Source organism: Klebsiella sp. KTE92 (genome assembly GCF_000398905.1).
GTDB lineage: Bacteria > Pseudomonadota > Gammaproteobacteria > Enterobacterales > Enterobacteriaceae > Klebsiella > Klebsiella variicola.
Genome location: NZ_KB976100.1, coordinates 3551681 through 3573721, shown reverse-complemented (window position 1 = coordinate 3573721; position 22041 = coordinate 3551681). Strand labels below are relative to the sequence as shown.

The window sequence follows — 22041 nt, the reverse complement described above, 5'->3', positions numbered from 1 at the left end:
TTACGGACATTTTTAATGATTTTCTTTTTAATTTCAACAATTCTTGCTTTGTTATCTATAGTCGAGAATAAACGTCTCTTTAATATTTCCATATTCTCAGTTGGGTTATATTTTTGTATTAACTATGGGTATGGTTATGATTGGATAAATTATCGTTCAACATACTCACACATTGATAATCCAGGATATTCTATATTTTTTTCCGAACCTGGATTTTATTTTTTGATGAGGTTTTTTAATTTTATAAATATAAGTTTTCCTGGTTTTATTGCCTTTGTGAGCTTTTTTATATACTATTCTGTGTATGTTTTTTGTGCGAGGATGAAAAACCCAAGTCTTGCATTCTTTACTTTGTTTTCATTACTAGGTTTTTTTGTTTTTTCTGAATGGATAAGGCAAGGGGTTGCTTTATCTATTATTATGCTAGGTATGTATTTTATAGAAAAAAAGAAAAATTTATTGTTCTTATTGTGTATTTTTCTTGCATCATTTTTTCATATATCCGCATTATGTGTTCTGGCATATTTTATCTTAAAGGTCAATAATTCTAGAAATTGTCGACTAGCTATATTTTCAGCATCCGTTTTCATAATTTTGCTCCTTTTAGGATTATCATACCCTTCAATTTTTCAGATGATCCCAGTAGTGGGAGATAAAATATCGGCATATGCAATGTATTCTTCTGATAACTCAATTAATCCTTTAAGTTATATATTGGGTTCTAGGATAATATTTGTTTATTTATTGTTGTTACTTCTTCTAGTCTATTTAAATAAGAAATCGGAAGACAAGGTCTACAATGGAATGGGTAGTACTTTTTTCTTGTTGATTAGTAGATTTTCACCTGTATTGATCAGGATTGGATACCTTTTTGTTCCAATGTTAGCATATTCCATGGATTCGCTTATGGCGAGTAAAGGTAAGGGGCTAAGGACTAGTTTAATAAAAATATTGTATATTTTTGTTCTCCTTATGTTATCAACTGTTCCATATTGGACAGAAAATTTCTCTAAAAGTATGAATACAAATGTGACCATTTTTTCAAGTAATTATGAAATTAATAAAGTTATATATGAAAAATGCAGCATTGTTAAGTACTATGATATGAATACAACTATAGCTGATTGTCTTTATTAGTTGCATGTAAGATAAAATTTATTGTAATTCTTGAACAGTCTGGAAGGTAGCGATATAGAATATAGATTTAATAGTGGGGGCTAGTTATTTTTTCCATTTATTTGTTTTCTTTGATAAAGGTAATAGAAGCGTTTATATTATTCATTAAAATCCATTAAATAAAATCATGATGCTGATTTCGGTATTGTTTTGAATTAATAATTATCTCGATTTTTAAATTTGAGTGTAAGGGTTTATTGAGTGGAAAAATATTTTTTGCCCTTTATCGTACAGGTTTAGCCCCAAAAAGATTACCTCATCTTACTTTTTATACTATGAGCTCTATCAGCTTTACGCTAACATGTTCATCACATTTAAACTGCGAACATGTCGCAGTGACCACACCAGACAGGAGTATGTAATGTCCAAGCAACAGATCGGGGTTGTCGGTATGGCAGTGATGGGGCGCAACCTTGCGCTCAACATCGAAAGCCGTGGTTATACCGTCTCTGTTTTCAACCGCTCCCGTGAAAAGACCGAAGAAGTGATTGCCGAGAATCCGGGCAAGAAACTGGTCCCACATTATACCGTTAAAGAGTTTGTTGAATCCCTCGAAACTCCACGCCGCATCCTGTTGATGGTGAAAGCAGGCGCTGGCACTGATAGCGCGATCGATTCTCTTAAGCCGTATCTGGACAAAGGCGACATCATCATTGATGGGGGTAACACCTTCTTCCAGGACACAATTCGTCGCAACCGCGAATTGTCCGCCGATGGTTTTAACTTCATTGGTACCGGTGTTTCTGGTGGGGAAGAGGGCGCACTGAAAGGCCCGTCTATCATGCCTGGTGGGCAGAAAGAAGCTTACGAGCTGGTAGCGCCAATTCTTGAGCAGATCGCTGCACGTGCCGAAGACGGTGAACCTTGTGTCGCCTATATTGGTGCTGACGGTGCTGGTCACTATGTGAAGATGGTGCATAATGGCATTGAGTATGGCGATATGCAGCTTATCGCGGAAGCATACTCTTTACTGAAAGGTGGCCTGGCGCTTTCTAATGAAGAACTGGCAACAACCTTTACCGAGTGGAACGAAGGCGAGCTCAGCAGCTACCTGATTGATATCACCAAAGACATCTTCACTAAAAAAGATGAAGAAGGTAAATACCTGGTTGATGTGATTCTTGATGAAGCCGCCAACAAAGGTACCGGCAAATGGACCAGCCAGAGCTCACTTGACCTGGGCGAACCGTTGTCTCTGATTACCGAATCTGTCTTTGCGCGCTATATCTCTTCACTTAAGGACCAGCGTGTTGCAGCGTCTAAAGTCCTGACGGGGCCAAAATCTCAACCGGCTGGTGACAAGCCTGAATTTGTAGAGAAAGTTCGTCGCGCTCTGTATCTGGGCAAAATCGTTTCTTATGCTCAGGGCTTCTCCCAGCTGCGTGCTGCCTCTGATGAATACAACTGGGATCTGAACTACGGTGAGATTGCCAAAATCTTCCGTGCCGGTTGCATTATCCGTGCTCAGTTCCTGCAGAAGATCACTGATGCCTACGAGCAGAATGCGGGTATTGCCAATCTGCTGCTGGCGCCATACTTCAAGCAGATTGCTGATGAATATCAGCAGGCGCTGCGTGATGTCGTGGCTTATGCCGTTCAGAACGGTATCCCGGTTCCGACATTCTCTGCCGCTATTGCCTACTACGACAGCTATCGTTCTGCAGTCCTGCCAGCTAACCTGATTCAGGCTCAGCGCGATTATTTCGGTGCCCATACCTATAAGCGCACTGATAAAGAAGGCGTATTCCATACTGAGTGGATGGAATAATTCTATCCTGCTTCAATCCTGGGGGAATACCCCAGGATTTTCTGGCTGTTATTTTATAAGAATAAGTATCCCCTTTATATTATAACGTCAAAGGTTTAGTAACTTTACGACTCGATTATACTCTCTTCTGAATATATTTCTTGATGTTGTAGTCTGAGTAAGACTAGCGTATTAAATTTTATGCGCTGGGGTTTTATAACTATTAACTTGAAGTCTATATTTAACATTAAAGGTAGATTAAATATGAAGATCCTTGTCACTGGCGGCGCGGGTTTTATTGGTTCTGCAGTTGTTCGTCATATTATTGAAAATACCAAGGATGAAGTTCGCGTGATGGATTGCCTGACTTATGCGGGGAATCTTGAATCTCTGGCGAAGGTTGCCGATAGCGAACGTTACTCCTTTACCCAAACTGATATCACCGATGCTAAATCCGTCTCGGAGCAGTTCAGCGATTTCCGTCCGGATATCGTGATGCATCTGGCGGCAGAAAGTCATGTTGATCGCTCAATTGATGGTCCAGCGGCCTTTATTCAGACCAACCTTATCGGCACTTTCACGTTGCTGGAAGCAGCCCGTCACTACTGGTCAACCCTGGATGCGGCCCCGAAGCAGGCCTTCCGCTTCCATCATATCTCTACTGATGAAGTTTATGGTGACCTGCACGGCACTGATGACCTGTTTACGGAAGAAACGCCTTATGCGCCAAGCAGCCCGTACTCTGCCTCTAAGGCCGGGAGTGACCATCTGGTGCGTGCCTGGAACCGTACCTACGGTCTGCCGGTAGTGGTGACTAACTGCTCAAACAACTATGGCCCGTATCATTTCCCGGAAAAACTGATCCCGCTGACCATTCTCAATGCGCTCGCGGGTAAGCCTCTGCCGGTGTATGGCAACGGCGAACAGATTCGAGACTGGCTCTATGTGGAAGATCATGCTCGCGCACTTTATAAAGTCGCCACCGAGGGTGTGAGCGGTGAAACTTATAACATTGGCGGCCATAACGAGCGTAAGAATATTGATGTAGTACGTACTATCTGCTCCATTCTCGATAAAGTGGTGGAACAGAAGCCGGGCAACATCAGCCAGTTTGCCGATCTCATCACCTTTGTGAAAGATCGCCCGGGCCATGATCTGCGCTACGCGATCGATGCGGCAAAAATTCAGCGCGACCTGGGCTGGGTGCCGGAAGAAACTTTTGAAAGTGGAATTGAAAAAACGGTTCACTGGTATCTGAACAATCAGAACTGGTGGCAGCGTGTGCTGGACGGCTCCTATGCCGGTGAACGTCTTGGTCTGAATAACTAATTGTCCCGGCTTGACTCACTCATTAAGGAAACTGACAAATGAAAGGTATTGTTCTGGCCGGTGGCTCCGGTACGCGTTTGTACCCTATTACCCAGGGTGTCTCTAAACAGCTTCTGCCGATTTACGATAAGCCTATGATTTATTATCCGGTGTCTGTGCTGATGCTGGCAGGGATCCGCGACATTCTGATCATCACCACGCCGGAAGATATGCCTGCCTTCCAGCGTCTGCTGGGCGATGGTTCGCAGTTTGGGGTTAACTTCAGCTATGCTATTCAGCCGTCTCCGGATGGTCTGGCGCAGGCCTTTATTATCGGTGAGAAATTTATCGGTAATGATGCTTGTGCGTTAGTGCTGGGCGACAATATTTATTTCGGTCAGAGTTTTGGTAAAAAACTGGAAGCGGCAGCCAGCAAAACGTCGGGTGCTACTGTCTTTGGCTATCAGGTCCTCGATCCGGAGCGCTTTGGCGTGGTGGAATTTGATGAGGACTTCCGCGCCTTGTCGATTGAAGAAAAACCGCTAAAACCAAAATCAGATTGGGCAGTTACTGGACTCTATTTCTACGACAACAATGTTGTGGAAATGGCGAAAGAGGTGAAGCCATCTGAGCGTGGAGAGCTGGAAATCACCACCCTGAACCAGATGTATTTGGATCGTGGCGATCTACAGGTTGAACTACTGGGCCGTGGTTTTGCCTGGCTCGATACCGGTACCCACGACAGCCTGATTGAGGCTTCGCAGTTCATTCACACTATTGAGAAACGTCAGGGCATGAAAGTGGCCTGTCTGGAAGAGATTGCTTACCGCAATGACTGGTTGAGCGCCGAAGGGGTTGCGGCCCAGGCAGAACGGCTGAAGAAAACCGAATATGGCGCTTATCTGAAACGCCTGCTTAACGAACGTTAATCGCCTGCCGATCATATATAGGGTATTCAATAATGAAAATTTTACTGATTGGTAAAAATGGCCAGGTTGGCTGGGAGCTGCAGCGTTCGCTGTCGACGCTGGGTGAGGTGGTCGCCGTTGATTACTTCGATAAAGAATTATGCGGTGATTTAACGAATCTGGAAGGCATTGCGCAAACTGTTCGTCAGGTAAAACCGGACGTCATTGTCAATGCGGCGGCCCACACTGCGGTAGATAAAGCTGAAAGCGAGCGTGAGCTGTCCGACCTGCTGAACGACAAGGGCGTGGCGGTGCTGGCGGAAGAGTCGGCGAAGCTGGGCGCCCTGATGGTGCATTACTCCACCGATTATGTGTTCGACGGGGAGGGGAGTCACTATCGTCAGGAAGAGGAGGCCACCGGGCCGCTGAACGTCTATGGTGAGACCAAACGCGCCGGAGAAATTGCGCTGGAGCAGGCAAACCCCCGCCATCTGATTTTCCGCACCAGCTGGGTTTACGCGACCCGTGGGGCGAACTTTGCTAAAACCATGCTGCGTCTGGCGAGTGAGAAAGAGACGCTGTCGATCATTAACGATCAGCACGGCGCGCCGACCGGGGCAGAGCTGCTGGCAGACTGCACCGCCATCGCCATCCGTGAAGAGTTGCGTAATAAAGCGGTTGCCGGAACCTACCATCTGGTCGCCAGCGGTGAAACGAGCTGGTATGACTATGCCCGCTTTGTTTTTGACGTGGCACGTGCTAACGGCGTGCAGCTGGCTATCAATGAGGTTAACGGGATCCCGACAACGGCCTATCCAACACCGGCAAAACGTCCGCTGAATTCCCGCCTGTCGAATGAGAAATTCCAGCGCGTATTTGGTGTCACGCTCCCGGACTGGCGTCAGGGTGTAGAGCGCGTGCTCGTTGAAGTTTCAGGCAAGTAAGGGCATACAAGATGAATATTATTAAAACAGACATTCCTGACGTACTGATTTTTGAACCTCGCGTGTTCGGTGATGCGCGTGGTTTTTTCTTCGAAAGCTTCAGTAGCAAGGTGTTTGATGAGGCGGTCGGTCGTCATGTTGAGTTTGTGCAGGACAACCACTCGCAGTCGCAGATGGGCGTGCTGCGCGGTCTGCACTACCAGCTGGATCCGCACTCACAGGGCAAACTGGTGCGTTGTACGGAAGGGGAAGTGTTCGATGTGGCGGTGGATATCCGTCGTTCATCGCCAACCTTTGGCCAGTGGGTCGGGGTGGTTCTGAGTGCGGAAAACAAACGTCAGCTGTGGATCCCGGAAGGGTTTGCGCATGGATTTATGGCGCTGAGCGAGACGGTGCAGTTTGTCTATAAAACGACCAACTACTACGCGCCACAGTCAGAGCGCAGCATTCTCTGGAATGACCCGGATATTGGTATTAATTGGCCTGAACTGGACGGTTGCACGCTTTCTTTGTCAGAGAAAGATATGCTGGCTCATACTTTGGCGACCGCTGAAGTATATAAATAAATATTCAAGTGATTATTATTTATGCTTTCCGAAAAGGCCCAATCCGGGCCTTTTTAAATAGCGCCATTTTGTGCCTTTCTTGACACTTATCTTCTCAAAGAGTACAACCGCCAGAAGTGTTGATTACAGGGTGGCTACTATGCCGCCGTCCAGTTAACTGATTAAAGTGTGATCGAATGAAAATTACTATTTCCGGTACCGGTTATGTTGGTTTATCGAACGGCATCCTGATTGCGCAGAACCACGAAGTGGTTGCGCTGGATATCGTACAATCTAAAGTCGATATGCTTAACCAGAAGATGTCGCCGATTGTCGATAAAGAGATTCAGGAATATCTGGCCGAAAAACCGCTGAATTTTCGTGCGACAACTGACAAGCAAGATGCATATCGCAATGCTGACTATGTCATTATCGCCACACCGACTGACTACGATCCGAAAACCAACTACTTCAATACCTCAACCGTTGAAGCCGTTATTCGTGATGTCACTGAGATTAACCCCAACGCCGTCATGATCATCAAATCGACCATTCCGGTCGGTTTCACCCGTGATATTAAAGAGCGTCTGGGCATCGACAATGTCATCTTCTCCCCGGAGTTTCTGCGTGAAGGCCGTGCGCTGTATGACAATCTGCATCCTTCTCGTATCGTCATCGGTGAACGTTCGGAGCGGGCAGAGCGTTTTGCCAGTCTGCTGAAAGAGGGGGCTATCAAGCAGGATATCCCGACGCTGTTTACCGACTCGACCGAAGCGGAGGCGATCAAGCTGTTTGCCAATACCTACCTTGCTCTGCGTGTCGCTTATTTTAATGAGCTGGATAGCTATGCAGAAAGCCAGGGTCTCAACAGCAAGCAGATTATTGAAGGCGTGTGCCTGGACCCGCGGATCGGCAATCACTATAACAACCCGTCATTCGGTTACGGTGGATACTGCCTGCCGAAAGATACTAAACAGCTGCTGGCGAACTACGAATCTGTGCCGAACAATATCATCGCGGCTATCGTGGATGCTAACCGTACCCGTAAAGACTTTATCGCGGATTCTATTCTCGCCTGTAAGCCGAAAGTGGTGGGTGTGTATCGCCTGATCATGAAGAGTGGTTCGGACAACTTCCGTGCCTCTTCCATTCAGGGCATCATGAAGCGCATCAAGGCAAAAGGTATTCCGGTTATTATCTATGAACCGGTGATGCAGGAAGATGAGTTCTTTAACTCCCGCGTCGTGCGCGACTTGGATGCCTTCAAACAAGAGGCGGATGTGATCATCTCTAACCGTATGGCGGAAGAGCTGGCGGATGTGGCGGACAAGGTATACACCCGCGATCTGTTTGGTAACGATTAATTCTGCCTGTCTGAGACTGGCGGTTCCCTGCCGCCAGTGTTCTTCTTTATCTCCCCCGTTATATCCCTCACTACGCGTATTTCTCGCACATTCAGATTAACCTCAATAAATTGTGATGGACATTACGATCCTGCTCAAAATCCATTGCGGGTTCAAAACAGGTCAGATAAGTTAAACTTACCTTGTGAAGAGCTACCGTCACTGTGATGTAGATGCCGGAGATAAGCGCCGGGAGGTAAAACGAAGCCTGCAATGCAGGCTTTTGTTATTTATGCGCTAAGAAAAAAACGATGAACAGGGCGCGGTAGGCACTATTTTTCCTTGGCTTAAAGCCACAGCAAAATGCAGAATGAACGATCATTCTGTCATATCATTATTTTATTTCTTAATATTATCTTAATCTAATTGCAATAAGGCGCCAGCGTTACCACTTGCGTTTATTAAATGTCAGCTTCGTTTTCTTTCTATCTTTCAAATAAGAAATCAAGAAATAAACGGATACAGCAAGTAGTATGGCAGCCACCACTAAGAAAAATAGGTTTTCCATAATATCTACCACAGCGTTTGTTAGTTGAATTATTAGGTTGTTAAGCAATACGCCAGTACGTACCTGTCGTACTGAGATCCCTAACATATCCTGTTTTTGAGAAAATTCCTACAATGAGTAATGTTTTTTATCTATCAGCATATAATGCTGTTTTCACTATCAAAAATGGGATGGATGTAAGGGTAATGACTCCAACTTATTGATAGTGTTTTATGTTCAGATAATGCCCGATGACTTTGTCATGCAGCTCCACCGATTTTGAGAACGACAGCGACTTCCGTCCCAGCCTTGCCAGATGTTGTCTCAGATTCAGGTTATGTCGCTCAATGCGCTGAGTGTAACGCTTGCTGATAACGTGCAGCTTTCCCTTCAGGCGTGATTCATATAGCGGCCAGCCATCCGTCATCCATACCACGACCTCAAAGGCCGACAGCAGGCTCAGAAGACGCTCCAGTGTGGCCAGAGTGCGTTCACCGAAGACGAGCGCCACAACCGTCCTCCGTATCCTGTCATACGCGTAAAACAGCCAGCGCTGGCGCGATTTAGCCCCGACATAGCCCCACTGTTCGTCCATTTCCGCGCAGACGATGACGTCACTGCCCGGCTGTATGCGCGAGGTTACCGACTGCGGCCTGAGTTTTTTAAGTGACGTAAAATCGTGTTGAGGCCAACGCCCATAATGCGGGCGGTTGCCCGGCATCCAACACCATTCATGGCCATATCAATGATTTTCTGGTGCGTACCGGGTTGAGAAGCGGTGTAAGTGAACTGCAGTTGCCATGTTTTACGGCAGTGAGAGCAGAGATAGCGCTGATGTCCGGCAGTGCTTTTGCCGTTACGCACCACGCCTTCAGTAGCGGAGCAGGAAGGACATCTGATGGAAATGGAAGCCACGCAAGCACCTTAAAATCACCATCATACACTAAATCAGTAAGTTGGCAGCATTACCGGATGTAAGATAAGTCTGAGTATCAGACGCGTGGATATTTGCTTTTCTGATAAAGGCTGGATGAAACTGGTTTCAGGCGGGCGAGAAAAAAGGCAAAAATTCTGTCTATAGCACAAAATATTATATATAAAACAATGAATGTGCATTCAGTCGACATATAGTCAGGATAACGGAGGTTCCATAGAAGAGGTTGCCGCAACCTAACGATTGCGGCAGGGCAGGGAATTAGATCTGATAGTAATTCTTGTACCACTCGACGAAGTTCTTCACGCCTTCCTTCACTGACGTCTGTGGCTTGAAACCCACCAGGTCATACAGCGGTTGGGTGTCTGCGCTGGTGTTCAGCACATCGCCCGGCTGGATCGGCATCATATTCTTCTTCGCTTCCATCCCCAGCGCCTCTTCCAGGGCGGTGATGTAGTCCATCAGTTCCACCGGCGAGCTGTTGCCAATGTTATAGACCCGATATGGCGCGGAACTGGTCGCCGGGGAACCGCTCTCAACGGTCCAGTCGGCATTGGCCTGCGGGATCACATCCTGGACGCGCACCACCGCCTCGACGATGTCGTCGATGTAGGTAAAGTCGCGCTTCATTTTGCCGTAGTTGTAGACGTCAATACTTTTCCCTTCCAGCATTGCTTTCGTGAACTTGAACAGCGCCATATCCGGGCGGCCCCACGGGCCATAGACCGTAAAGAAGCGCAGCCCGGTGGTCGGGATACTGTACAGATGGGAATAGGTATGCGCCATCAGCTCATTGGCTTTCTTGGTGGCGGCATACAGGGAGACCGGATGATCGACGGAATCTTCGGTGGAGAATGGCATTTTACGGTTAAGGCCATAAACCGAGCTGGAGGAGGCGTACACCAGGTGTTTCACTTTGGTATGACGGCAGCCTTCCAGAATGTTCAGGTAACCCATCAGGTTAGCGTCCGCATAGGCATACGGATTTTCCAGCGAGTAACGCACACCGGCCTGGGCAGCCAGGTGGATCACGCGATCAAATTGCTCTGCGGCGAACAGCTTTGCCATACCTTCCCGGTCGGCCAGATCCAGCTGCTGGAAATGGAATGCCGGCGATGCCAGGCGATCCAGACGGGCCTGCTTCAGGCTGACGTCATAATAGTCGTTCATGTTGTCGATCCCGACAACATCATGCCCTTCATTCAGCAGGCGCTGCGCGATATGAAAGCCGATAAAACCTGCGGCACCAGTGACCAAAAACTTCATATTTTTCCTCCGGGGTGTGGATATCCCGTTCTACATAAGTGCCGATTTTACACTGGCTTGCGGTTGGGATCACTTGCTTTACAGTTGCAGGATGTGAGTTCTAGTGGCGCCGTAGTGCTTAATTTTTATTTAATGCAAATGATATTCATTTAGAAAAATATCATTGAGTATGCCTATAGCTTATCCATAAAAATCAGTTGTAGGGTGCCAGCCCTTGGGATTCGGCTATCACGATAAAACACATCATGAATTTCCGAACGAAGAGGTATATCTATTCGTGAAATACGAATTAATTAGTGTGGTTGTCACCAGTGATAACTTGTAATCGAATAATGTATAGCCAAGTTATTGAATGTTTTGATGTTGTATCGAAAGTGTTCCATTCATACCTTGAATTGATTCAAACCGCTTTTTGATTTTTATTCTTCATGACCAGCGCTATAATGCGTCGCGACCTCGTCCGGTACTATTCACTGTTGAGTATGCTGCACGCCATAATGGTGACTGCATGGCTTTGTCATGATACCAATCTCTGAATGGCGCCTGAAGGGATGATAGTCAGGTACTTTAAAGACATTTCACATTCCTTCTCGATGACGTACCTTGTGGCGTTTGGGAAAGTCCTGATAGCGAATGGATGCTGAAGCAAGCAAAGTTACCGCGGTTGGGCTGCTTTGCACTATCCAGCATGATGAGACAGCGCTGTAGACACCGCTGATCTTAGCTCATGTCAGATACAATTTACTGAGGCACCACGCATTTTGGTTGCGATAGCCAATGGCGGTAGCGTGCCTGCGTTTTTTGTTATTACAGAATTTATTATTTAAATCATTGAAAAACGAGAGAAAGTATGAAGATTCTTGTCACCGGGGGCGCAGGCTTTATCGGCTCTGCTGTGGTTCGTCATATCATTGAAAATACCCTGGACGAAGTCCGTGTGATGGACTGCCTGACCTACGCCGGCAACCTCGAATCCCTGGCGCCGGTGGCCGGGAGCGAACGCTACTCGTTTTCCCAGACCGATATCACCGATGCCGCTGCCGTGGCGGCCCAGTTCAGCGAGTTTCGCCCGGATATCGTGATGCATCTGGCGGCAGAAAGCCATGTGGACCGTTCCATTGATGGCCCGGCCGCCTTCATCCAGACCAACGTGATCGGCACCTTCACTCTGCTGGAGGCGGCCCGTCACTACTGGTCCGGGCTTGGGGACGCGCAGAAACAGGCCTTCCGCTTCCACCATATTTCCACCGATGAGGTGTACGGTGACCTGCATGGTACCGATGACCTGTTCACCGAAGAAACCCCGTACGCCCCGAGCAGCCCGTACTCCGCCTCCAAAGCGGGCAGCGACCATCTGGTTCGCGCCTGGAACCGCACCTACGGTCTGCCGGTGGTGGTGACCAACTGCTCCAACAACTATGGTCCGTATCACTTCCCGGAGAAACTGATCCCGCTGACCATCCTTAACGCCCTGGCGGGTAAACCGCTGCCGGTATATGGCAACGGGGAGCAGATCCGTGACTGGCTGTATGTCGAGGACCATGCCCGTGCGCTGTACAAAGTGGCGACCGAAGGCAAAAGCGGCGAGACCTACAATATTGGCGGCCATAACGAGCGTAAAAATATCGACGTGGTGCGCACCATCTGCGCCATTCTCGACAAGGTGGTGGCGCAGAAGCCGGGCAACATCGCCCACTTCGCCGACCTGATCACTTTTGTCACCGACCGTCCGGGACATGACCTGCGCTACGCCATTGATGCCGCGAAAATTCAGCGCGATCTGGGCTGGGTGCCGCAGGAGACGTTCGAGAGCGGGATTGAAAAAACCGTTCACTGGTACCTGAACAACCAGACCTGGTGGCAGCGCGTGCTGGACGGCTCCTATGCCGGCGAGCGTCTTGGCCTGAATAACTAATAAGGAAGTAAAGATGAAAGGTATTGTTCTAGCCGGCGGCTCCGGCACGCGTTTATATCCGATCACCCAGGGCGTCTCCAAGCAGCTGCTGCCAATCTATGACAAGCCGATGATTTTCTACCCGGTGTCCGTCCTGATGCTGGCGGGCATTCGCGACATCCTGATCATCTCCACGCCGGACGATATGCCCTCCTTCCAGCGCCTGCTGGGTGACGGGTCGCAGTTCGGGGTGAACTTCAGCTACGCTATCCAGCCGTCGCCGGACGGCCTGGCGCAGGCCTTTATCATTGGCGAGAAGTTTATCGGCAACGATGCCTGCGCCCTGGTGCTGGGGGATAATATCTACTTTGGCCAGAGCTTCGGTAAAAAGCTGGAAGCGGCAGCGGCGAAGACTTCCGGTGCCACGGTGTTTGGTTATCAGGTGCTGGATCCGGAGCGCTTCGGGGTGGTGGAGTTCGATGAGAACTTTAAGGCGCTGTCCATCGAGGAGAAACCGCTGAAGCCGAAATCGGACTGGGCGGTGACCGGGCTCTACTTCTACGACAACAACGTGGTGGAGATGGCGAAGGACGTGAAGCCTTCTGAGCGCGGTGAGCTGGAGATCACCACCCTGAACCAGATGTATCTGGAGCAAGGTGACCTGCATGTTGAACTGCTGGGGCGCGGTTTTGCCTGGCTGGATACGGGCACCCACGACAGCCTGATGGACGCGTCGCAGTTTATTCACACCATTGAGAAGCGCCAGGGGATGAAAGTGGCCTGCCTGGAAGAGATTGGTTACCGTAATAAATGGCTGTCGGCGGAAGGGGTGGCGGCTCAGGCGGAACGCCTGAAGAAAACCGAGTACGGTGCTTATCTGAAGCGCCTGCTGAACGAGCGTTAATGCCTTCTTCGTCAACGACAGGATACAGAGAATGAAGATTTTACTGATTGGCAAGAATGGCCAGGTGGGCTGGGAGCTGCAGCGTTCACTGTCCACCCTCGGCGACGTGGTCGCGGTGGACTACTTTGACAAAGAGCTGTGCGGCGACCTGACTAATCTGGAAGGCATCGCGCAGACCGTGCGTACCGTCCGCCCGGACGTGGTGGTGAATGCCGCCGCGCATACGGCGGTTGACAAGGCAGAAAGCGAGCGGGAGCTCTCCGACCTGCTGAACGACAAAGGGGTGGCGGTGCTGGCGGCAGAGTCGGCGAAGCTGGATGCCCTGATGGTGCATTATTCCACGGACTATGTGTTCGACGGTGCCGGCAGCCATTACCGCCGGGAAGATGAAGCGACCGGCCCGCTGAACGTTTACGGCGAAACCAAGCGTGCCGGTGAGCTGGCCCTGGAGCAGGGCAACCCGCGTCACCTGATTTTCCGTACCAGCTGGGTGTATGCCACCCGCGGCGCCAACTTTGCCAAAACCATGCTCCGCCTGGCGGGTGAGAAAGAGACTCTCTCCATCATTGACGACCAGCACGGGGCGCCCACCGGCGCTGAGCTGCTGGCAGACTGCACGGCGACGGCAATCCGTGAAACGCTGCGTAATCCGGCGCTGGCCGGCACCTATCATCTGGTGGCCAGCGGCGAGACCAGCTGGTGCGACTACGCCCGCTATGTGTTTGAGGTGGCGAGGGCGCACGGTGCAGAGCTGGCGATCCAGGAAGTGAAGGGCATTCCGACGACGGCCTATCCGACGCCGGCGAAGCGTCCGCTCAACTCACGCCTGTCGAATGAAAAATTCCAGCAGGCATTTGGGGTGACTCTCCCGGACTGGCGTCAGGGTGTGGCTCGCGTGGTAACAGAAGTCCTGGGCAAATAAACGGGTAGCAAAAGATGAACATTATTAAAACAGATATTCCTGACGTGCTGGTTTTTGAACCGCGCGTGTTTGGTGACGCGCGGGGCTTCTTCTTTGAGAGCTTCAGCAGCAAGGTGTTTAATGAGGCGGTGGGCCGCCAGGTGGATTTTGTTCAGGACAACCACTCCCAGTCCCAGAAAGGCGTATTGCGCGGGCTGCACTATCAGCTGGATCCGCACGCCCAGGGCAAACTGGTCCGCTGTGTGGAAGGCGAGGTATTTGACGTGGCGGTGGATATCCGTCGTTCATCGCCCACCTTTGGCAAATGGGTAGGAGCAGTGCTCAGCGCAGAGAATAAACGTCAGCTGTGGATCCCGGAAGGGTTCGCCCACGGGTTTATGGCGCTGAGCGACACGGTGCAGTTTGTCTACAAGGCGACGAACTACTACGCGCCGCAGTCAGAACGGAGCATCATCTGGAACGATCCGGAGATAGGGATTGACTGGCCGGCGCTGAGCGACAGCGCGCTGTCGCTGTCGGAGAAAGATCTGCAGGCGCACACGCTGGCCAACGCGGAAGTGTATATCTAGTAATGACCTGGGTTCGGGCTCAAAAAATGACCAGAGCCTGAATCCAGTATATAAATTAAGGTATGTCTAAGCGATGCTGAAGTATTTCTTGAAAAACAAAACCCTCATCTTGAAACTGGCGAAAAGAGATATTGATTCTAAATATAAGGGGTCTTTTATCGGTGGTTTCTGGGCAGTTGTTAACCCAGTAATTATGTTATGTGTTTATTCGTTTGTATTTTCAGAAGTCTTCAAGGCTAAATGGGGTAGTTTAGAAGGAGGGAAAGGGACCTTCGCAGTAGTATTGTTTGCTGGGTTGATCATATTCAACTTCTTAGCAGAGTGTTTAAGTCGAGGACCGACATTATTTACCAGTAATGTAAATTACGTTAAGAAAGTTGTTTTTCCACTTGGCTGTCTTCCGTTTAGCATTTTTCTTTCGGCTGTGTTTAATTTCTTTATAAGTTTCATAATTTTGCTCATTGCTCAACTAATTGTTTTCAATTCAGTGCCTTGGACAATTTTATTCTTTCCGTTGTTGTTGATTCCTTTGTTTCTTATCGGGTTTTCATTAATTGTTATTTTTTCAACCATTGGCGTTTATTTTAGAGATATAGCTCAGGCTGTGCCAATAATGATAACGTTTCTGATGTTTTTATCTCCCATATTTTATCCGTTAAGCGCAATTCCTAAAAGTTTTCAGGATGTTATGATGTACAACCCGTTGGCGTTTTTAATCGAAAACACACGGGATGTATTAATCTTTGGCAAAAACATGTCAATTGAATCATATTCAATTCTGTATATTTCAAGTATTATATTTTACATTATTGCAATGAAAATATTCCAGAAGGCTAAAAAAGGTTTTGCAGATGTCCTATAATTCAGTTAAATGCGAAGCTGTCATTCAAGTAGAACATATTACAAAAATTTTTCGCATCTACAACACTCCAAAGGATCGGATAAAAGAATTCCTGGCAAATTTACCACGCCGAGTTGCTGGGGCAAAGTGTATAAAGAAACATAAAGAATTCTATTCACTTAATGATGTCTCCTTAACTATTAATAAAGGAGAGACAATTGGGATCATTGGTGCTAACGGCGCAGGTAAATCAACCCTATTGCAAATTATTTGTGGGACGTTGTCGCCAACGAATGGCAATGTAACTGTAAACGGTAGAGTGGCTGCTCTGTTAGAGCTTGGTGCTGGGTTTAACCCTGATTTCACAGGTAGAGAAAATATATTTATCTCAGCATCAATAATGGGACTAACTGACGAGCAAATAAAAGAACGTTTCGACAGTATCGTTGAATTTTCCGAAATTGGAGAGTTTATTGAGCAACCGGTAAAAACATATTCTAGTGGTATGTTTGTACGGTTGGCATTTTCAATTATCGCTCACGTTGATGCAGATATCTTAATCGTAGATGAAGCGCTTTCGGTTGGTGATGCGTTCTTTGTTCAAAAATGTATGCGTTTTCTACGGGCATTTATGGAACATGGTACTGTGCTCTTCGTTAGCCATGATACCGCTTCAATTGTAAACTTATGCGATCGTGCTATCTGGATTGATCATGGGCAGAAGAAGATGGAAGGTTCTGCGAAAGATGTCTCGGAAGCTTATCTTGCTGCATTATTTAAACAGAGTAACAGGAATGTATCCGTCAAGCGTCAAAACAAGGATGTTACCGAGGTTGTAGCTTATAAAGATATGCGTACTAGTTTTATTAATGCTAGTAATTTACGTAATGATATAGAACTGTTTTCTTTTAATGATGAAAGTAAACAGTTTGGTGAGAATGGCGCAGAGATCTATAGTGTAAGGCTAGAGGATCAAAACGGTGAACCTTTATCATGGGTAGTTGGTGGGGAAGAAGTTAAGCTTAGAATAAGTGTTAAATGCTTGAAAAGTATGTTTAGCCCAATAATCGGTTTCTATATAAAAGACAGACTTGGACAAACGTTATTTGGTGATAACACATACCTTTCTTATATGGATACACCACTCAGTATGCAACCTAATGACAATATGGATAGCATTTTCGAGTTTAACATGCCTATACTTCCAGTCGGTGAATATAGTATTTGCGTCGCAGTAGCAGAAGGTAGTCAGCAAGAACATATCCAACATCACTGGATACATGATGCGGTAATTTTTAAATCGCATTCTTCCAGTACGGTGACTGGGCTAGTCGGTATTCCAATGAAAAATATTAGTATCTCGGTGAATTAAGAGTAATTATTTTATGACTATGATTAATAAATCAATGCTTTCCAGACCTAGAAAACTGACTTTCCCATTTGGCTGGTGCGGCCATATCCCCTTTGTCAGTTGGCTTGTTGAGGAAATGAAACCGGGTACTATTGTTGAATTAGGTACGCATTCAGGAAATTCATATTTTGCAATCTGCCAGGCTGTCCTGGAAAATAATACCGGTTCCAAATGCTATGCTGTTGATACGTGGCAGGGGGATGAGCATGCTGGTAGCTACAGTGAAGATGTTTTCAGAGATGTAAGTGCATGGAATCAGCAGTATTTCTCTGCATTTTCAAATTTAATGCGCATGACCTTTGATCAGGCGAACGAATATTTTTCTGCAGGTAGCGTTAATTTATTGCATATCGACGGCTTACATACCTATGAAGCTGTTAAACATGACTTTGAATCCTGGAAATCAAAATTAGCAGATGATGCGGTTGTCCTGTTCCATGACACCAATGTCCGTGAACGAGGATTTGGTGTATGGCAGCTTTGGGATGAACTTCAACAACAGTATCCATCTTTTGAATTTTTGCATTCATATGGCCTGGGTGTGCTTTTTGTAGGCAAAAAAAGCCAAGCTCTTTATGAAAAGTTGGCTTCTTTTGGTGAGCCTGCCCTCATTAGAGAAGCATTTTCACGCCTAGGTGAGTTAATTACTCTGCGCGAAGAAGCCCATAATCAAATCCAGCATATTGAATCAGCCAGATCCGTTCTTGAGAGTCAAAACCAAGAACTTCAGCATCAACTTAATAAATCAAAAGAAGAAAACGAACTCTATATAAAGAGAATTCAGGAAGATAAAAATATTAAAAATGTTATGGCTGGCCGAATCCATGAACTGGAAAACAGTCAGCATCATATTTCCGGCAATGTCCATGCACTCGAAAAGGAAATTGAGCGGCTGATTAATACTAACTCGTGGAAAATCACTAAGCCGCTAAGATTCATGTTTCGAGTACTCCGCGGCCAACAGAAAGATGCGATGTGGCATATTAAAAAAGAAGTCCGTAATATTGCCAAGTCAGCTTATTATCGAACCCCTTATAAGTATCGCGAACAACTATTAACCATGGCATTTAAGGTTCGACCTAGTTGGTTCACTAGTCATCCTAAATTTATGGCTGCTCATTCTCTGATATCAAATGAATTAGAGGTAAGTGATAAGCTCATCGATATTAATTTATTAAGTGACGATATTAATACACAGCCTGGAAGAATTGCTGTTCAATGCCATATTTTTTATCCAGACTTAATCGATGAATTTGTGACACAATTGTCAACAATGCCGTTTAAGTTCGATGTTTACATTTCAGTAACAAGTGAAGAAGCCAAACAACAATGCAACCTGCAATTTAAGAAGATTAAAAATATCGAAAATCTCGATGTGCGAGTAGTACCTAATCGCGGTCGTGATATTGCTCCAGTATTCGCCGAGTTTGGTTCCGCCTTAAAACAATATGATTTTATTTGTCATATTCAAAGTAAGAAGTCATTATATAATGAGGGAAAAACAACCGGTTGGCGAGAGTATTTACTGAATGGTTTGTTCGGTTCGGAATCTAATGTAAAACGGATATTTAAAGCCTTTAATGATGATGAAAAATTAGGGATTGTCTACCCACAGGTCCATCATACTTTACCTTATATGGCATTTACCTGGCTAGCCAACAAACAGCAAGGCAGTGAACTTTGCGCAAAAATGGGAATAGCCTGTCCTGATGGATATTTCAATTTCCCCGCAGGGTCAATGTTTTGGGCTCGTGTAGACGCTTTGTCCCCGTTATTCGAGATGAATTTAGCGTGGCAAGATTTTCCTGAAGAAAAAGGACAGACTGATGGGACTACAGCACATGCAATTGAACGTTTGTTAGGTATAGTCCCTCAGGCTTTGAATTATGGTTCATTAATTATAAAAGACTGCGACAATGAGTCAAAATCCACTTTCCGTTGGGATCATCAATATTTCCCTAGAACGTTAGAGTCGATTCATCAAATAATTTCTGATCCAAGCAAAAAAATTATCGCTTTTGATATTTTTGATACTCTCTTGATTCGTCCTTTACTTCATCCTGATCATACAAAGCAGATCATTGCCAGCCAATTGTCTGCTGAGGAAGCATCCGAATTTCTGTCTAAAAGGCCTGCCGCAGAGCAGAGTGCAAGGCACCGCGCTGGGCGGGATATCAGTATTGACGATATCTATAATGAATTGCAGCAACATTATCAGGTTGAACATTCAGTCGCCAAAAAGTTTCGTGAGCTCGAAGAACGGGTTGAAATTGCTTCTGTTTCAGCTCGGCCGGATATGTTGGAAATTTTTGAGTTTGTTAAAAAGAGTGGTAAAAAAATCGCTATTGTCAGCGATATGTTTTTACCGCTTGAAACTATCGTTAATATGCTAGAATCTAATGGTTTTACCGGATGGGATAAAATTTATTTATCATCAGATAAAGGTAAAAGAAAGGATACGGGTGAACTGTATGAGCTCCTTCTTGCCGAATATGGTGTTTCTGGTAATGAAGTTGTAATGATTGGTGATAACGAGCGAAGTGATTTACAGTTACCTTGCGATTGGTTTAACATCCTCGGTTTGCATCTTGTGAGAGCTACGGACTTAGCACTTCATATTCCGGAGTTTGCACCAGTAGCACAGCAGGCCTTTAAGTCAGATCTTAACGGAGAACTTACTTTTGGCCTTATAACGAAGAAAAATTTGAGTCAAATTTGTAATTTTTCTCCCGAAAAACTTAAGCTATTCTCTTCTAGTCCCTATCAAATTGGTTATAATCTTGCTGGGCCCTTACTTACTGCATTTGCTGAATGGCTTAGAAAATGCGCTGCAAAAGACGGCGTGCAGGACTTATATTTTCTTGCGAGAGAAGGGAAAATTATTAAAGCAGTTTATGATCTTTGGTGTGATGGAGCGGAAACGACACCTCAAAGTCATTATCTGATACTGTCTCGTCGTGCGGTTAACGTACCAAATGTGACAACATTGGATGATGTACTGAATATAGCTAAGTCGACTTTTTTTGCTAATACGCTCGAGATGTTTTTACGTGAACGTTACGGATTAACTCTTCCGGAAGGAAAACTATCTTCTTTATACTCCTGTGGGCTGTGGGCTAAAGGCAAATTAGTGGAGGTTCATAATGAAGATATTTCTGAAATCAAACCATTACTGGAATATCTACTGCCAGATATCCTTGCTGAAGCACATGCTGAAAAACAGGGCTTATTACAATACCTTCAGCAAGAAGGGTTTATAAAGTCAGCCCACAAAACAGTTGTTGATGTCGGATATTCCGGTACGATCCAGAAATCACTTATTAATATCGTAACTGACAGGGTTGATGGTTATTATATGGCAACATCTGAAGTTGCAGGAAAAGGATTGAATAACGGAAGTAAGGCGCATGGTTGTTTTATTGAGAACTCTGTCTCTCTGCAGAATGATAATTCATTAGTTTTGCGCCATAGCTTCGTACTAGAGAAATTGTTAAGCTCGGATGATACCCAAATTGTTAAATATATCCTGGAAAACGCGACCGTTACGCCAGTATATAAACAACAGCGTCCAGAAGAGCTTATAACAAAAGACATCAGAACGGAGTTACAAAAAGGCTGCATGGATTTCGTTCGTGATGCAAGAGATATACGAAATACGCTTTACCCTGATTTTTCGCCTTCATTGACAATAGCTGATTCTTTATATAGTGAGTTCATTTCAAGTTGCAATCGAAAAGAAAATGACTTCGTGAAAAAAATGACCTTAGATGATGATTATTGTGGTCGTGGTTTAGTAAATTAAATTAAAAATAACCCCTCTATCTGCGGATAGCAGATAGAGGGGCAGGGTTTCAGAATGAACCGAAGTGTTGCTATTTTAATGGCTGTAAGAAATGGTCAGGAGTACCTTCAGCCTCAACTTGATTCATTTCTTAACCAAACATATAAGAACTGGTGTTTATATGTTTCTGATGATGGCTCGACCGATTCGACAGCCGAAATTGTTAATAACTTTTATCTTTCTCATCCAGAGATTTCTGGTTTTCTAAAAAAAGGCCCTTGTCTTGGTTTCTGCCAAAATTTTCAGTCCATGATCAACGATGAAAAAATCATTGCTGATTATTATGCTTTTTCTGACCAGGACGATATTTGGCTACCCGAAAAAATAGAAAATGCAGTTCGCTTTCTGGACAGTGTCCCCTCAGATACTCCTGCTCTCTATTGCTCGGCTACTACTCTTATCGATCAGGCTGGTAATATTATTGGGGAATCACTTTCACCCAATAAGGCACTCAGTTTTGCCAATGCTCTGTTGCATAATGTTGCTAGCGGCAATACTATGGTATTCAATCATAAAGCCAGAGAGTTATTAATGGCTGCCTCGTCTGAAGAAATGGTGGTACATGATTGGTCGCTCTATCAGATAGTAAGCGCATGCAATGGACGCATTTATTTTGATCACACCCCTGGAGTGTTGTATCGCCAACATAGTAATAATGTGATTGGTGATGGACGTAATATTTTTCTACGTGTGCGTAATTTCTTTTCATCTTTTAAAGGAAATCGCGCAGACTGGAATAAACGGAATAAAACCGTTCTCGATAAGATAGTGGCTCACTTCGGTGAGAATGAAAAGCAAGTTTATTATAACTATAATAATATAAGTAAAAGTAGGTTTTTGAAAAGGATTTATTTTTACATAAAATCTGGTGTTTACCATCAATATAAACTCGGTACATTATCAACCATAATTTATGTTTGTGTTGGGAAAATGTAGTAAGG

General features: G+C 45.8%; 18 protein-coding genes. 15 read left to right on the top strand and 3 right to left on the bottom strand.

Going from position 1 to position 22041, the window contains the following annotated elements; all coding sequences use genetic code 11:
• Positions 1–15 precede the first annotated feature (15 nt).
• From A1WC_RS26480 to ugd, 7 genes are all read left to right on the top strand, one after another.
• Positions 16–1137 (top strand): EpsG family protein, encoded by a 1122-nt coding sequence (locus tag A1WC_RS26480; RefSeq protein ID WP_016161478.1) that lies wholly within the window; start codon positions 16–18, stop codon positions 1135–1137.
• Between the two features lie 400 nt (positions 1138–1537).
• Positions 1538–2944, top strand: coding sequence for an NADP-dependent phosphogluconate dehydrogenase (gene gndA, locus A1WC_RS08640; protein ID WP_016161477.1), 1407 nt, complete (start codon positions 1538–1540; stop codon positions 2942–2944).
• 243 nt (positions 2945–3187) lie between these two features.
• Positions 3188–4252, top strand: coding sequence for a dTDP-glucose 4,6-dehydratase (gene rfbB, locus A1WC_RS08645; protein ID WP_016161476.1), 1065 nt, complete (start codon positions 3188–3190; stop codon positions 4250–4252).
• A 38-nt stretch (positions 4253–4290) separates the two neighbouring features.
• Positions 4291–5160 (top strand): glucose-1-phosphate thymidylyltransferase RfbA, encoded by an 870-nt coding sequence (rfbA, locus tag A1WC_RS08650; protein WP_016161475.1) that lies wholly within the window; start codon positions 4291–4293, stop codon positions 5158–5160.
• Between the two features lie 17 nt (positions 5161–5177).
• Positions 5178–6083: a dTDP-4-dehydrorhamnose reductase gene (gene rfbD / locus A1WC_RS08655; protein ID WP_267283336.1), complete on the top strand. Its 906-nt coding sequence runs from the start codon at positions 5178–5180 to the stop codon at positions 6081–6083.
• An 11-nt stretch (positions 6084–6094) separates the two neighbouring features.
• Positions 6095–6649, top strand: a complete 555-nt coding sequence (gene rfbC, locus A1WC_RS08660) for a dTDP-4-dehydrorhamnose 3,5-epimerase (protein WP_016161473.1) — start codon at positions 6095–6097, stop codon at positions 6647–6649.
• A gap of 176 nt (positions 6650–6825) precedes the next feature.
• On the top strand, positions 6826–7992 hold the full coding sequence (gene ugd / locus A1WC_RS08665; RefSeq protein ID WP_016161472.1) for a UDP-glucose 6-dehydrogenase: 1167 nt from the start codon (positions 6826–6828) through the stop codon (positions 7990–7992).
• A gap of 424 nt (positions 7993–8416) precedes the next feature.
• Here the strand turns inward: ugd and A1WC_RS27560 are convergent, their stop codons facing one another.
• The 3 genes from A1WC_RS27560 to A1WC_RS08670 all read right to left on the bottom strand — a co-directional run bounded on the left by A1WC_RS27560 (position 8417) and on the right by A1WC_RS08670 (position 10718).
• Complete coding sequence (locus tag A1WC_RS27560) at positions 8417–8539, bottom strand: small membrane protein (RefSeq protein WP_004144151.1); 123 nt, start codon at positions 8537–8539, stop codon at positions 8417–8419.
• Positions 8540–8735: 196 nt separating this feature from the next.
• Positions 8736–9433, bottom strand: a protein-coding gene (locus A1WC_RS0125255) for an IS1 family transposase (RefSeq protein ID WP_228691829.1) whose coding sequence is annotated in 2 segments (ribosomal slippage) — positions 8736–9184 and positions 9184–9433 — 699 coding nt in all. Because the reading frame shifts where the segments join, the coding sequence is not laid out codon by codon here.
• Between the two features lie 280 nt (positions 9434–9713).
• A complete protein-coding gene (locus A1WC_RS08670) occupies positions 9714–10718 on the bottom strand; it encodes an NAD-dependent epimerase (protein ID WP_016161470.1) in 1005 nt (334 codons plus the stop codon).
• 850 nt (positions 10719–11568) lie between these two features.
• Between A1WC_RS08670 and rfbB (A1WC_RS08675) the strand changes: the two genes are divergently transcribed.
• The 8 genes from rfbB (A1WC_RS08675) (at position 11569) to A1WC_RS08710 (ending at position 22036) form a co-directional block, all read left to right on the top strand.
• A complete protein-coding gene (gene rfbB / locus A1WC_RS08675; RefSeq protein WP_016161469.1) occupies positions 11569–12633 on the top strand; it encodes a dTDP-glucose 4,6-dehydratase in 1065 nt (354 codons plus the stop codon).
• A 13-nt stretch (positions 12634–12646) separates the two neighbouring features.
• Entirely contained in the window at positions 12647–13516 is an 870-nt protein-coding gene (rfbA, locus tag A1WC_RS08680; protein ID WP_016161468.1) for a glucose-1-phosphate thymidylyltransferase RfbA, read from the top strand.
• Positions 13517–13547: 31 nt separating this feature from the next.
• Positions 13548–14438 (top strand): dTDP-4-dehydrorhamnose reductase, encoded by an 891-nt coding sequence (gene rfbD / locus A1WC_RS08685; RefSeq protein WP_016161467.1) that lies wholly within the window; start codon positions 13548–13550, stop codon positions 14436–14438.
• A 14-nt stretch (positions 14439–14452) separates the two neighbouring features.
• Positions 14453–15007, top strand: a complete 555-nt coding sequence (gene rfbC, locus A1WC_RS08690) for a dTDP-4-dehydrorhamnose 3,5-epimerase (RefSeq protein WP_016161466.1) — start codon at positions 14453–14455, stop codon at positions 15005–15007.
• Positions 15008–15095: 88 nt separating this feature from the next.
• The gene (locus tag A1WC_RS08695) at positions 15096–15869 is read left to right on the top strand and encodes an ABC transporter permease (RefSeq protein WP_158609881.1); all 774 of its coding nucleotides are present in this window, start codon (positions 15096–15098) and stop codon (positions 15867–15869) included.
• Positions 15859–17220: an ABC transporter ATP-binding protein gene (locus A1WC_RS08700; protein WP_016161464.1), complete on the top strand. Its 1362-nt coding sequence runs from the start codon at positions 15859–15861 to the stop codon at positions 17218–17220. The genes A1WC_RS08695 and A1WC_RS08700 overlap by 11 nt, the downstream gene beginning before the upstream one ends.
• A gap of 13 nt (positions 17221–17233) precedes the next feature.
• Positions 17234–21061: a rhamnan synthesis F family protein gene (locus tag A1WC_RS08705; protein WP_016161463.1), complete on the top strand. Its 3828-nt coding sequence runs from the start codon at positions 17234–17236 to the stop codon at positions 21059–21061.
• 54 nt (positions 21062–21115) lie between these two features.
• Positions 21116–22036, top strand: a complete 921-nt coding sequence (locus tag A1WC_RS08710; RefSeq protein WP_016161462.1) for a glycosyltransferase family 2 protein — start codon at positions 21116–21118, stop codon at positions 22034–22036.
• The last annotated feature ends 5 nt before the right edge of the window (positions 22037–22041 follow it).